At 69.8% G+C, this 12,843-nt stretch carries 10 protein-coding genes; 6 read left to right on the forward strand and 4 right to left on the reverse strand.

Annotated elements, in window-relative coordinates:
• Window positions 1-84 precede the first annotated feature (84 nt).
• From NCO8_RS11405 to NCO8_RS11420, 4 genes are all read right to left on the reverse strand, one after another.
• Entirely contained in the window at window positions 85-399 is a 315-nt protein-coding gene (locus NCO8_RS11405) for a hypothetical protein (protein WP_067638789.1), read from the reverse strand.
• Window positions 400-588: 189 nt separating this feature from the next.
• Window positions 589-1,638 (reverse strand): methylmalonyl Co-A mutase-associated GTPase MeaB, encoded by a 1,050-nt coding sequence (gene meaB, locus NCO8_RS11410; protein WP_210740067.1) that lies wholly within the window; start codon window positions 1,636-1,638, stop codon window positions 589-591.
• A 175-nt stretch (window positions 1,639-1,813) separates the two neighbouring features.
• On the reverse strand, window positions 1,814-4,078 hold the full coding sequence (scpA, locus tag NCO8_RS11415) for a methylmalonyl-CoA mutase (protein WP_067638791.1): 2,265 nt from the start codon (window positions 4,076-4,078) through the stop codon (window positions 1,814-1,816).
• Window positions 4,078-5,949 carry a methylmalonyl-CoA mutase family protein gene (locus tag NCO8_RS11420; protein ID WP_067638793.1) on the reverse strand — a complete coding sequence of 624 codons (1,872 nt, stop codon included), beginning with the start codon at window positions 5,947-5,949 and terminating at the stop codon, window positions 4,078-4,080. The genes scpA and NCO8_RS11420 overlap by 1 nt, the downstream gene beginning before the upstream one ends.
• A gap of 119 nt (window positions 5,950-6,068) precedes the next feature.
• On the opposite strand from NCO8_RS11420, the gene NCO8_RS11425 reads away from it, so the two are divergent.
• From NCO8_RS11425 to NCO8_RS11450, 6 genes are all read left to right on the forward strand, one after another.
• Window positions 6,069-6,758: a TVP38/TMEM64 family protein gene (locus tag NCO8_RS11425; RefSeq protein ID WP_067638795.1), complete on the forward strand. Its 690-nt coding sequence runs from the start codon at window positions 6,069-6,071 to the stop codon at window positions 6,756-6,758.
• Window positions 6,759-6,972: 214 nt separating this feature from the next.
• Window positions 6,973-8,397: a condensation domain-containing protein gene (locus NCO8_RS11430; protein WP_067638797.1), complete on the forward strand. Its 1,425-nt coding sequence runs from the start codon at window positions 6,973-6,975 to the stop codon at window positions 8,395-8,397.
• Window positions 8,398-8,399: 2 nt separating this feature from the next.
• Window positions 8,400-9,656, forward strand: a complete 1,257-nt coding sequence (locus NCO8_RS11435) for a glycosyltransferase (RefSeq protein WP_067638799.1) — start codon at window positions 8,400-8,402, stop codon at window positions 9,654-9,656.
• Entirely contained in the window at window positions 9,653-10,606 is a 954-nt protein-coding gene (locus tag NCO8_RS11440; RefSeq protein WP_067638801.1) for an ATP-binding cassette domain-containing protein, read from the forward strand. The genes NCO8_RS11435 and NCO8_RS11440 overlap by 4 nt, the downstream gene beginning before the upstream one ends.
• Before the next feature lie 23 nt (window positions 10,607-10,629).
• Window positions 10,630-11,448, forward strand: a complete 819-nt coding sequence (locus NCO8_RS11445; RefSeq protein WP_067638803.1) for an ABC transporter permease — start codon at window positions 10,630-10,632, stop codon at window positions 11,446-11,448.
• 15 nt (window positions 11,449-11,463) lie between these two features.
• Complete coding sequence (locus NCO8_RS11450) at window positions 11,464-12,843, forward strand: hypothetical protein (protein ID WP_067638805.1); 1,380 nt, start codon at window positions 11,464-11,466, stop codon at window positions 12,841-12,843.

The raw sequence follows: 12,843 nt of genomic DNA on the forward strand, positions 1-12,843 counted from the left end.
CGGACACCCCCTCGCGCAACCCCTGGGCAAGAAAACCCACCGCGGTCCGCGCGGTGGGTTCCGGAAGACCCTTGTCGAGTCAGGTCAGGCGAGGCGGGCCATGAAGAGCCCACAGAGTGCGATCGCGCTGTTCAGCCGCTTCCACAGGCGCACCATCGCGAGCTCGAGGATGATGCCGATGCGATCGGCGCAAGTGGTGGCCTCTGCCAGCGCCATCCGGTCGTAGACCAGGTCCGGGTCGCTGAGAATCTCATCAAGGCGCAGTCCTGACATCGCCTGATCAGTCGTGAGACCGAATTCCGGCAACCAGGTGAGCCGCCACCGGCCGTCTCCCCCGAGAACCGCCTGTTCGGGGGTCTTGTCGCTACCCATGATCCGATTCGTGCGGTAGATCGCCATCACTACCTCCTCGGCAGTCGCTTGCGGCGTCTACCTTCCAGCATCCACGGAAATCGAGGCAGACAACAGCTGGCGAATGGAGTGGCAACGGAATATCATCCGCGAACTTCGAGGTGAAACCCCATGAACCCCAGCGGACACCACCCCGATAGGCAAGCCTTACCATTGACAGCTACCGCGGGGCGATCGTCAACTCCGGTCGAATGCCGCGAGAATCTCCTCGGCGGCGAGAGCGGGGGTGAGCTCCCCGGCGCGAACAGCCGACTCCACCTGCGCGCGAACCTCTTTCACGCGCGGATTCTCGGTCAGACGGCGCAGGATCTGGTCGTGCACCATGGTCCAGGTCCAGTCGACCTGCTGACGACGGCGCTTCTCGGCGAACTCCCCCGCCTCGGTGAGCACCCGCCGATGTTCTAGCACGGTGTCCCAGAACCTGTCCAGCCCGAGACCTTCCAGCCCACTCATGGTGAGCACCGGCGGTTTCCACAGGGCGTCGTGCGGGTGGATCAGCCGCAGCGCGCCCGAGAGTTCACGGGCGGCGCTCTTGGCTTCCATCTCGTGCTTGCCGTCGGCCTTGTTGACCGCCACCACCTCGGCCAGCTCGAGCACACCCTTCTTGATGCCCTGCAACTGATCTCCGGTGCGGGCCAGGGTGAGGAAGCAGAACACGTCGACCATATTGGCTACGGTCACCTCGGACTGCCCGACGCCGACGGTTTCCACCAGGATCACGTCGTACCCGGCCGCCTCGAGCAGCACGATGGTCTCGCGGGTGGCCTTGGCCACGCCGCCGAGCGTGCCCGCCGTGGGCGAGGGCCGGATGAACGCGTCGGCTTCCAGGGACAGCCGCGCCATCCGGGTCTTGTCGCCGAGGATCGACCCACCGGTACGGGTCGAGGACGGGTCGACGGCCAGCACCGCGACCCGATGCCCCTTGCCGAGCAGATACATGCCGAGCGCATCGATGAACGTCGACTTGCCCACGCCCGGAACGCCGGTGATCCCGACCCGGTTCGACACCACCGCACCGGCTTCCCCGCTCACCCGCAGCAGCAGCTGCTGGGCGAGTTCGCGGTGATCGGACCTGGTCGACTCGACCAGCGTGATCGCCCGGGCCAGCGCGGCGCGCTGACCGGCGCGGATACCGTCGGCGAGCGCGTCGACGTCGATGGTGCGCGGTGTCCGCGCCACGGCTCGTTCGCCGTTGCGGGGTGCCCCGACACCCGCCGTGGTGCCCAGGCGGGGATGCCCGCCCTGTGCGGCCTCGTTCATGTCCGTGTCCCTCCGACCGGCACCGGTCCGCGCTGCCGCCGGCCCGATGCCTCCACCGTGTGCCCGTCACCCACCCACACCGGCAGGCCCGAACCCGCTGCGCCGCAGGCACATTCGTCCGTGGCGCAGCGGGCCGGCCACATCATGCCGGGGTGTCGCCCCCGAGCTCGTGGCCGAGCGAGGCACCGAGCTTGCGCAGCAGGTCGATCGCCGCGTCGGCGATGACGGTGCCGGGCGGGAAGATCGCCGCCGCGCCCGCTTCGTAGAGCTCGTCGAAGTCACCGGGCGGGATGACGCCGCCGACGATGACCATGATGTCGGGGCGACCGACCGAGGCCAGTGCCTGCCGCAGGGCGGGCACCAGCGTGAGGTGACCCGCGGCCAGCGAGGAGACACCGACGATGTGCACGTCGTTGTCGGCCGCCTGGCGCGCCACCTCTTCAGGGGTCTGGAACAGCGGGCCCACATCGACGTCCATGCCGAGGTCGGCGAAGGCGGTCGCGATCACCTTCTGGCCGCGGTCGTGCCCGTCCTGGCCCATCTTGGCGACCAGGATGCGGGGGCGGCGGCCCTCGGCCTCGGCGAACTCCTCGACCAGCGCGATGGCGGCACCGATGTTGGATGCCTTGCCTGCTTCGTCACGGTACACACCGGACAGGGTACGGATCTCGGCCTGATGGCGGCCGTACACCTTCTCCAGCGCGTCGGAGATCTCACCGACGGTGGCCTTGGCGCGGGCGGCGTCGATCGCCAGCGCGAGCAGGTTGTTCTCCATGCCGCCCTCGGAAGAGGCTGCCGCCCGGGTCAATGCGGCCAGCGCCTGTTCGACCGCGACCGGGTCACGTTCGGCGCGCAGACGTTCCAGCTTCTCGATCTGCTCGGCGCGCACCCGCGAGTTCTCGACCTTGAGGACCTCGACCTCGTGGTCCTCTTCGACCTGGTACTTGTTGACGCCGATCACCGGCTGCTGCCCGGTGTCGATCCGCGCCTGGGTGCGGGCGGCGGCCTCCTCGATGCGCAGCTTCGGAATGCCTTCCGAAATCGCCTGCGCCATGCCGCCGTGCGCCTCCACCTCGGCGATGTGGGCGCGGGCCCGCTCGGCGAGCTGGTGGGTGAGCCACTCGACGTAGTACGAGCCGCCCCACGGGTCGATCGGGCGGGTGGTGTTGGACTCCTGCTGGATCAGCAGCTGGGTGTTGCGGGCGATGCGGGCGGAGAAGTCCGTCGGCAGCGCGAGGGCTTCGTCGAGGGCGTTGGTGTGCAGCGACTGGGTGTGGCCCTGGGTCGCGGCCATCGCCTCGATGCAGGTGCGCGCCACATTGTTGTAGGCGTCCTGGGCGGTCAGCGACCAGCCGGAGGTCTGCGAATGGGTGCGCAGCGACAGCGATTTCGCGCTCTTGGGCTCGAACTTCGAGACCAGCTCGCTCCACAGCAGGCGCCCGGCGCGCAGCTTGGCGACCTCCATGAAGAAGTTCATGCCGATGGCCCAGAAGAACGACAGGCGCGGCGCGAACTTGTCGACGTCCATGCCCGCGGCGATGCCCGCGCGGATGTACTCCACACCGTCGGCCAGGGTGTACGCCAGCTCCAGATCAGCTGTCGCACCGGCCTCTTGGATGTGGTAGCCCGAAATGGAGATCGAGTTGAACTTCGGCATCTTCGCGCTGGTGAAGGCGAAGATGTCGGAGATGATCCGCATCGAGGGCTTGGGTGGGTAGATGTAGGTGTTGCGGACCATGAACTCTTTCAGAATGTCGTTCTGAATGGTTCCGGCCAGCTGCTCGGGCGTAACGCCCTGTTCCTCGGCGGCGACGACGTAGAGCGCCAGGATCGGCAGCACCGCACCGTTCATGGTCATCGAGACCGACACCTGGTCGAGGGGGATCTGGTCGAAGAGCTGGCGCATGTCCAGGATCGAGTCGATCGCCACACCGGCCATGCCGACGTCACCTTGGACGCGCGGGTGGTCGGAGTCGTACCCACGGTGGGTGGCCAGGTCGAAGGCCACCGACAGACCCTTCTGACCCGCCTGCAGGTTGCGACGGTAGAAGGCGTTGGAATCCGCGGCCGTGGAGAAGCCCGCGTACTGGCGGATCGTCCACGGCTGGTTCACGTACATCGTCGGGTAGGGACCACGCAGGAACGGCGCGACACCGGGCACCGTGTCGAGCGGATAGCCCTCCGCGACAACGGCGTCACGGTCGGCCTTGGTGAACACCGGCGGCACGTCGATGCCCTCCGGGGTGGCCCAGGTGAGCTGGTCGGCGGTGGTGTGGTTGGCCGCGGCCGCCTCGGCCACGAATTCCCGCACCTGATCCGCGTCCACGGCGGCGGGCTCGGGCGCCCGCTCGGTGAGCGGCACCTCGGCGAAACTGCCGATGCGGTGCTCGATATCGGATGTGGTCATCAGGCTCCCACCTTCTCCAGCAGCTGCGACAGGACCGCGACCGCGTCGATGCGCAGACTCAGGAATCCGTCGGGACGCTGCGTCCCGCTGTAATGCTCGACGGCCTTCTCCGGCCCGGCCAGCAGCACCGTCTCGATCCCGGCGCCGCGCAGCGCCTCGGCCGCCGCGCCCGCCTCCTCGCCGTAGCGCTTGTCCGCACCACACAGCACCGCGATGCGCGCACCGGAACCGGCTGCGGCAGCGGCGATTCCCTCGACGGCGAGGGGTCCGGGGTTCACCGACTCGATGCCGCCGGAGGCAAGCACGTTCGCGGTGAAGATGGTGCGCGCGTTGTGTTCGGCCACCGGGCCGAGCGCCACGATCAACGCCTTGGGCCGCTCACCGTTCACCGCGAGGTAGGCGTCCGAGCGGTTGCGCAGGGCCTCGAACGCGGCACCGTAGCGCACCAGCGACGCCTGTTCACGCGCCTGCTCCGACAGCGGCGCCTCGGCGAGGTTCGGGAACTCGTTGACACCGGTGACGGCGGTCTTGCGATGCGCAATGTCGGCGGCGCGCGCGGCGGCGGTCTCGGCGACGCGCGCGGCGATCAGGCCGGTGTCGAGCGCGGCCGGGTAACCACCGGCGGCCTCGATTTCCTGCATGAATTCCCAGGCCTTGGCGGCGAGTTCGTCGGTGAGCGACTCGACATACCACGAACCGGCACCGGGATCCTGCACGTGACCCAGGTGGGATTCCTCGAGCAGCAGCAGCTGGATATTGCGGGCCATGCGCTCCGAGAACGACTGTGACACACCGAGTTCGCCCGCGGGTAGGGCGGAGTCGAACGGCTGCACGGTGACCGAATCGGCCCCGCCGACACCGGCACCGAACGCGGCGAGGGTGGTGCGGAGCAGGTTCACCCACGGATCGCGCTGGGTCATCATGGCCGAGGAGGTGACCGCGTGCTGCGGGGCGGCACCGAAAGCGGGCGCACCGCACACCTGGGCCACGCGCGCCCAGAGACGGCGGGCGGCGCGGAACTTCACGATGGTGGCGAACTGGTCGTCGGTGGCCGCGTAGCGGAACTCGAGCTGACCGAACGCATCGGCGATGTCGACGCCCGCACCTGTGAGTGCGCGCAGGTAGGCCAGACCGGCGGCGATCGAGGCGCCGAGCTCCTGCGCGTCGGCGGCACCGGCGTTGTGGAAGGCGGTGCCGTCGACGGTGATCGCGCGCACCGCTTCGGGACGGGCGATCGCGCGACGAGCCAGCGCGACGGCCTGCTCGACATCGAGGTCGGCGTGACCGGTGAAGGCATCGGTGAGCGGCGCGGCGCCCAGGCCGACCCGGATCTGGGTGCGGTCCTCGAGCTGGTAGCCGTCGAGCACCTCGAACACCTGCTCGGCGGCCGCGCTCACCTCGGCACCCGCGACCAGAGACAGCGGCGCGAGTTCGAACAGCACCCCGGACAGGGCGGTTGCGATCTGCGTCACCGGCACGCCGTGGTCGCCGACCCCGAGCGAGACCGCGCTGACGCCGTTCTCTAGCCCGGTGAGGATGGCGCGGTTGGTGCTCGCGGCGTCGGCCGAACCGGCGAAGGCGCCGACGAACCAGCCGCGCTGCGGGTCGCGGGTGGCGTCGCCGCCGCGCACGAACGGGAACGTGCCGGGCAGCGGCTGCTCGGGCAGCTCGTCGCGGCGGGTGTAGAGCGGGGCGATGGTGAGCCCGTCATAGGTGGTCTCGTCGAGCAGATGCTCGGGCTCGGTGGGCAGCTCGGCGATATCGACCCGTCGCGCCTTGGCCAGCACGCCTGCCACACCCTTGCGCCAGGCGGCGTACTCGGGCACCGGATCCGGTGCGAGACCTGCCCCTGCCTCTGAACCAATCGGCATAGCTGCTGTTCTCTCCTCCGTCACGGCGAACCGGGATGTGTCCGGTTCGCCTCCGATGCTATCTGTGACATCGTGTCCACCCACTGGGGCCATCCCCTACCGACCGGTACGCTGTCGCGGTGCTCCAGCTGATCCGCTCCCCCCGACTGCTGCTGACCCTGGCCGGGTTGGCGGCCCTGTTCGTGGTGGCGATGCTGGTTCCCCTTCCCGGCCCACAGCAGGTCAGGGACTGGGCAGGCGGCGTGGGACCGCTGCTTCCCCTGCTGTTCTTCCTCTTCTACTCCCTCGTCGCGGTCGCGCCGGTACCGCGCACCGTACTGACACTCACCAGTGGGGTGCTGTTCGGTCCGCTGCTCGGGTCGGTCATCGCCCTCGGGGCCACGGGCGTGAGCGCCGGTCTCGCCCTGCTCGGAGTGCGGGCGATCGGCCGGGCGCGAGTCGCCGAGCACCTCACCCATCCGGCGGTGCGGGCGGTCGACCTGCGACTGGCGCAGCGCGGCTGGCTCGCGGTGGCAGCGCTGCGGCTCATCGCGTTCGCGCCGTTCTCGGTCGTGAACTACTGCTGCGGATTGTCGTCGGTGCGCTTCACCCCGTACCTGCTCGCGACGGTGGTCGGCTCGGCGCCGGGGACCATCGCGACGGTCGTGCTGGCCGACGCGCTGACCAGCGGCACGCACCCGGCCGCGATCGCGGTGTCGCTGGTGTGTCTCGCCTTCGGATTGCTCGGTCTGATCGTCGATGCCCGGATGCCGGTCGTTGCCCCGGAAACCGATGCCCCCTACTCCAGGGGCATGGTGTCGCGCCGGTGATCGATCACAATTGAGAAAGTGATCTTCTTCACATCTGGAAGTTGTGACTAAGCCGTCTTTCAGAATTCTCACAGAGTTATAGACTCCGGATAGCCCAGGGTTCGCCAGCTACATCCGGTGCGGGATCCAGAGCAACACCCGGTGTCGCGTCCCGTCTTCACCGCTTCCATTCACCGCCGTTCTCGGCACGTTCTCCACCATGAGGTGACCCGGCATGGAATACACCCATCTCTCCGATTTCCGCATCCGATCCGGCGATCTGTCGATCTGGACCCCTGAGCTGATCTCGCCCGACTCCTGGCACGACGACGAACGGCCGCTGGCCAGCGTCCACGCCCAGTACCTCGGTTTCCTCGATCCCGACGACCCGCAGCCCGGCCGTGGCCGCTGGATCGGCACCATCTTCGAGATGGACGCCCCGCTCGACGAGCGAGCCTGGGCACGGACCCTCGAGTTGTGGCACGACCGTCATGAGGGTTTCCGCACCACGGTCGCACCCACCGGTGACGGCGACTACCACCGCATCACCACCGCGCCCGGCACCGTGCGCGTCACCTCAGCCCCGGTCGCCGATCTCACCGACGGTGAACAGATCAACGAATTCCTCTGCGATGTCCTGGAACTGCGGCTCTCTGCCCTGGTGTGGCCGCACCTGCTCGTCGCGACGATCGCCCACGACACCGACGACTTCACCGTGCTGGTCGGCGCCGACCACTCCGTACTCGACGCCTACTCCCAGGCCGTGCTGATCCTGGAACTGCGCACCCTCTACACCGCCGTCACCACCGGCGGCGAGATCCGCGACTCCTCGACATTCGGCAGCCCCGCCGATTTCGCCGCCGTCGAGCGCGCCGCTGCGGAGGAACTCACCCCCGACGCCCCCGCCGTGGCGGTGTGGCGGGATTTTCTCGGTGCCCCCGGTTCCCCGATGCCCCGTTTCGGCGCGGGCATGGTGGCCGAACTCGACGGTGAGCACGCCCAGCCGAGCGTGTCGCGCACCCTGCTGACCATCGCCGAACTCGAGGAGGTGGAGGCCCGGCTGGATCAGCTCAAGCACCGGCTGTCGGTCACGGTGTTCGCCGCGCTGGCCGTGGCCTGGCGAGAGGTGTTCGGCCAGGACCGGTTCCGCACGGTGATGCCGATCGCCACCCGGCCCGACCTGACCTGGCTCGAGTCGATGGGCTGGTTCGTCAATGTCGTACCCGTCGACATCACGCTGCCCTCGGGCGCCGACATGGCCGCCGCGCTCACCGCCACCCGGGCCTCGCTCAAACGCGCCCATATCTGCAACGACGCCTCGTGGGGTCGCTCGCTGGCCATGGTCGGTGCGATGGAAGGCCCGACCTTCGGCGCGTCGTTCCTCGACATCCGGATGCTGCCCGACTACGAACTCGTCGCCGACCTGCGCGGACGGACCCTGCGCGCGGTGTCGTACTCGACCGAGGAGGTGTACTTCTGGGTGGTGCGCGGCCCCGAGGGCCTCTATGTCTCCACCCGGTATCCGGCGGGTCTGCCCGCCGAGGTGATGGACCGCTACCTCACCGAATTCGCCCGGGCCATGTACGCGGTGACCACGATCGCCGCGCCCGCCGCGGCCGCCCCGGCCGCCGACGTGCCGGCGGCATTGAGCGCGAGCTGACCATGCGTGCGCTGCTGGCCTTCACCGGAAGCAGGGGCGATGCCCAGCCCGGCATCCTCCTCGCCCGCGAGCTCATCGCTCGCGGGCACGCGGTGACGCTCGCGCTGTCGCCCAACCTCGTCGAGTTCGCCACCGGCCACGGCATCGCCGCGGTCGGGTTCGGGTGTGACAGCGCCGAACTGCTGCGCACCCAGCACGCCGACCGGCGCTTCCGTAGCGCCAGCCCGCGTCAGCGGATGCGCGCGGTGCTGGACCTGCAGCGACGCGGTGTCGCGGAGGCGGTGCGTGACCTGCTCGCGCTCGCCCCGGGGCACGACGTGCTCGTCACCGGCATGGCGGGCGAGGAGGCGGCGGAGAAGGCGGCACGGCACGTCGGATTGCCGTTGGCGGCAGTGCATTTCTTCCCGATCCACCCCAGCCGGTCGGTGCCGGTGGTGCCGACCGGCTGGGGGCGGCGGGTGCCCGGTGCGCTCAACCGCCGGATCTGGTCGGGTCTGCGGTGGGCGCGTGACGCCGCCCTGGCCGAGCCGCTGTCCGAGTCCGGGCTCGTCGAACATCCGCTGCCCGATCGGGTGTCGGTCCAGGCCTATGACACCGACCTGTTTCCCGGGCTGGCGGCCGAGCTGCCCGAACAGCATCCGGTCACCGGATTCATCGTGGACAGCGACGGATTCCTCGGTGCCCCAGCCGATCCCGCGTTGGCGGCCTGGCTGGTGGCGGGACCCGCCCCGATCTATGTCGGTTTCGGGTCGATGACCGTCGATGATCCCGCCGCTCTGGTCCACATGGTGCGCACCGTGTGCGCGCGGCGCGGGCGGCGACTGCTGCTCGCGGCGGGCTGGGCCGGGATCGAGCCGGAGCTCTCGCCCGAGGTGGCCGTCGTCGAGCAGGTCGACCACGCGACGGTGTTCCCGCGCTGCCTGGCGGCCGTGCACCACGGTGGCGCCGGGACGACCGCTGCCGCGCTGAGAGCCGGTGTGCCGCAGGTCATCTGCGCGATCCAAGCCGATCAGCCGTATTGGGGGACGGCGCTGTCGCGGCTCGGCCTCGCCGCGACGACCCGCGCCGCCGCATTGGACGCCGATCGCCTCGACGCGTTGCTCGACGCGGTCGCCGAACCGCAGGTGGTGGCCCGGGCCGCCGCGTACGCGGTCGGCTTCCGTGACGACGGCCTGGCCCGCGCCGCCGACGAGGTGGAAGCCCTTGTCCCCCTGTCTGTTCCGACACCCCAGTTCGACCACGCCGGGAGGCCGCAGTGAGCGCCGACATCGCCGTCCGCACCAGCGGTCTCGGCAAGTCCTACGGCGATTTCACCGCCGTGGGCGCCATCGATCTCAGCATCGCGGCCGGATCGGTGTTCGCCATGCTCGGCCCCAACGGGGCGGGCAAGACGACCACGGTGCGCATGCTGGCCACCCTGTTGCGTCCGGATCGTGGCAGCGCCGAAGTGTTCGGCTACGACGTGGTGCGCGATGCCACGGCCGTCCGGTCGATGATCGGGCTCACCGGCCAGTACGCCTCCGTCGACGAAACCCTCACCGCCGCCGAGAATCTGCGCCTGTTCGGCCGGCTGCTCGGATTGTCGCGGCGGGCCGCCGCCGCTCGGGCCGACGAGTTGCTCGAGGAGTTCGAGTTGTCGGCGGTGGCGCGGCGCAGCGTCAGCGCGTTCTCCGGTGGGATGCGCCGACGCCTGGATCTGGCGGCCACGCTCATCACCGTGCCGCCGTTGATCTTCCTCGACGAGCCGACCACCGGGCTGGACCCGCACACCCGTGACCGCACGTGGGGCATCGTGCGCGGGCTCGTCGAGCGCGGCGCGACCGTCCTGCTGACCACCCAGTACCTGGAGGAGGCCGACGCGCTGGCCGACCGGATCGCGGTGATCGATCGCGGCAGCCTCGTCGCGGAAGGCACTGCGGCCGAACTGAAGTCGTCCATCGGGGAGCAGGTGCTGCGCCTCGACATCCCCGACACCGCCGACCTGCGCCGGGCCGAGGCGCTGATCTGCGAGCTCACCGGCGAGGTGCCCGAGGGGTCGTCCACCGGGACGCTCACCGTCGCCCTGCCGGAGGTGGGAACGGGCGCCGACATCGTCGCCGCCTGCCGCGCCGCGGGCATCGAGCTGCGGGGATTCGCCGTCGACCGTCCCGACCTCAACGAGGTGTTCCTGTCGTTGACCGGCCACGCGACCTCCGCCGACGCGGCATGACCGCCCTTCGTGAAAGCACCGCAATGACTCTCACCACCGAGAAGACGACCACCCAGGTCGTGCGCGCGCCGCGCGTCACCAGGGTGAGCCCGTTCGCCGCGCTGCAGCATTCGCTGATGATGGCGTGGCGTGGGCTGCTGACCTTCCGGCACAGCCCCCAATTGCTCTACGACGCACTGCTGTTGCCGATCGTGGGGCCGGTGCTGTTCGGCAATATCTTCGGCACCGCCATCGCGGGCAGCATGGCGGCGTATCTGCCGATCATGATTCCGGGTGTGCTGGTGCAGATCGTGCTCACCTCCTCGGTGGCCACGGGTGTGCAGCTGTCCGAGGACATCCATTCGGGGGTGTTCGACCGGTTCGTCGCCATGCCGATCGCCCGCTCGGCACCGGTTGCGGGCGCATTGCTGGCGGGCATGGTGCGCTATCTGCTGGCCGCGACGACGGTCGTGGTCGTGGGCTTTGCCATGGGCTACCGGCCCGAGCACACGGCCGGTTTCCTCGCGGGCGCGGTGCTCGTCGTCTTCGCCACCACCGCCATCAGCTGGTTGTTCGCCTTCATCGGCGCGACCATCGCCCGCCCGGCCGCCGTGCAGGGCATGTGCATGCTCGTGCTCACCTTCCTCGGTTTCGCGTCCAACGCGCTGGTGCCCGAGGAGGCGATGCCCACCTGGATGCGCCACGTCTCGGACCTGAACCCGGTGTCCTACCTGGTGTCGGCGGTGCGGACGCTGGCCGCCGAGGGCACGATCGGCGCCGACGCCTGGTGGTCACTGGTGGCCTCGGTGGTCGTGGTCGCCGTTTTCGCGCCGCTCACCGTGCGCACCCTGCGTTCCCGCTGATCAGGAGATTCCCCGATGACCGTCACCTCGCCCGTCGTCCCGGTCGCCACCACCGGCCTCAACCGGATCACCGCCGACGACGACCTGTTCTTCAAACTCCACAGCCTCTACCCCAACGCCCTGGTCAACCAGCTGGCCTACCGGTTCGACACCGCCGTCGGCCGGGAGTCGTTGCAGCGCTGGCACGCTCATCTGGCCACGGGTTTCATCGCCCGCCGCGTGCGTACCACCCGTTTCCCGATCGCGCGCGCCCACTGGGAGCCCGCCACCGAGTCGCTGCCGCTGCGATGGTCGGACACCCCGATTCCCGACGACGCCGTGCTCGACTGGTTCCTCGAGCAGGCCGCGGTGGAATTCGACCCGGCCCGGGGACTGGTGTGGCAACTGGCCGGTGCCCCGACCGAATCCGGTGGCACGGTGGTCACCCTCGTCGCCTCCCATGTCGCCTGCGACGGCGGCGGCATGATGCACGCGATCGTCGACTCGCTCGACCGCCTCGGGCGCGGTGAGCAGCCCGACCGCGACGCGAGCGCGGGCCGACTGGTCGGGCCGGTCGCCGGGCCCGGCCGGTTGGCCGCCGACCTCGCCGACGCACGCGCCCAGCTGCGCGCGGTGACACGAGGTGTGCGCGCGGCACGGCGGGCGCGCGGTGTGAGCGAACCGGCCCGCAATCCGCGTCCGGCCCAGCCCCGGCTGCCGCATGCCGACACCTGGCAGGCCGCCGACGCGATCGTGCAGCTCGACCTGGCCGAGTGGGACGCCGTCGCCGCGGCGCACGGCGGCACAACCAATGGCCTGTTGATCGGCGTCGCCGTCGGTCTGCTCGGTCGCAGTGGCCGCATCGCTGACGGAGCCGAAGTGCGCGTGGACATTCCGCACTCGATGCGGGAGGTCGACGACCCCCGCGCCAACGCGACCACCGGCCTGCCGATCAGCGTCGCCTACCGCGCAGGCGCCCGCACCGACCTGCCCGCGGTGCGCGCGTCGCTCAAGGCCGCCGCCCTCGCCTACCGCGATCCGGCGACGATTCCGCCGATCCAACACCTGCAGCCGGTGCAGATGCTGCTGCCGAAGGTGGTGCTGCACAAGTTCGCCCGCACCGCCAAGGCACCGGAATGCCTGTGCACCAACATGGGTCGCACCGCGCAGAACATCGCGGTGCTCGACGGTCATCGCGCCCGCGACGTGATCATGCGTCCGGTAGTGAATCCCGGCCCGGTGGAGTTGTTCCGCCAGGTGGAGGTCGGCGTGAACCTGGCGTTCTCCTGCGACGACGACACCGTCACCCTGGTGGTCACCGGTGCCGACCCGGACCGTTTCCCGAACCGGGCCGCGCTGCGCGAGCTGCTCAGCGCCGAATTCGCCGATTGGTCGTTGACACCCCGCTTCTGGTGA

Origin of the sequence: Nocardia coubleae NBRC 108252, from assembly GCF_001612805.1 — a bacterium.
Lineage (GTDB): Bacteria > Actinomycetota > Actinomycetes > Mycobacteriales > Mycobacteriaceae > Nocardia > Nocardia coubleae.

Excerpts from the sequence above, each read along its gene's own strand:
- NCO8_RS11435 (WP_067638799.1), top strand. The coding sequence starts at position 8,400 with ATGCGTGCGCTGCTGGCCTTCACCGGAAGCAGGGGCGATGCCCAGCCC.
- NCO8_RS11445 (WP_067638803.1), top strand. The coding sequence starts at position 10,630 with ATGACTCTCACCACCGAGAAGACGACCACCCAGGTCGTGCGCGCGCCG.
- NCO8_RS11430 (WP_067638797.1), top strand. The coding sequence starts at position 6,973 with ATGGAATACACCCATCTCTCCGATTTCCGCATCCGATCCGGCGATCTG.
- NCO8_RS11450 (WP_067638805.1), top strand. The coding sequence starts at position 11,464 with ATGACCGTCACCTCGCCCGTCGTCCCGGTCGCCACCACCGGCCTCAAC.
- scpA (WP_067638791.1), bottom strand. The coding sequence starts at position 4,078 with ATGACCACATCCGATATCGAGCACCGCATCGGCAGTTTCGCCGAGGTG.
- NCO8_RS11405 (WP_067638789.1), bottom strand. The coding sequence starts at position 399 with ATGGCGATCTACCGCACGAATCGGATCATGGGTAGCGACAAGACCCCC.
- NCO8_RS11420 (WP_067638793.1), bottom strand. The coding sequence starts at position 5,949 with ATGCCGATTGGTTCAGAGGCAGGGGCAGGTCTCGCACCGGATCCGGTG.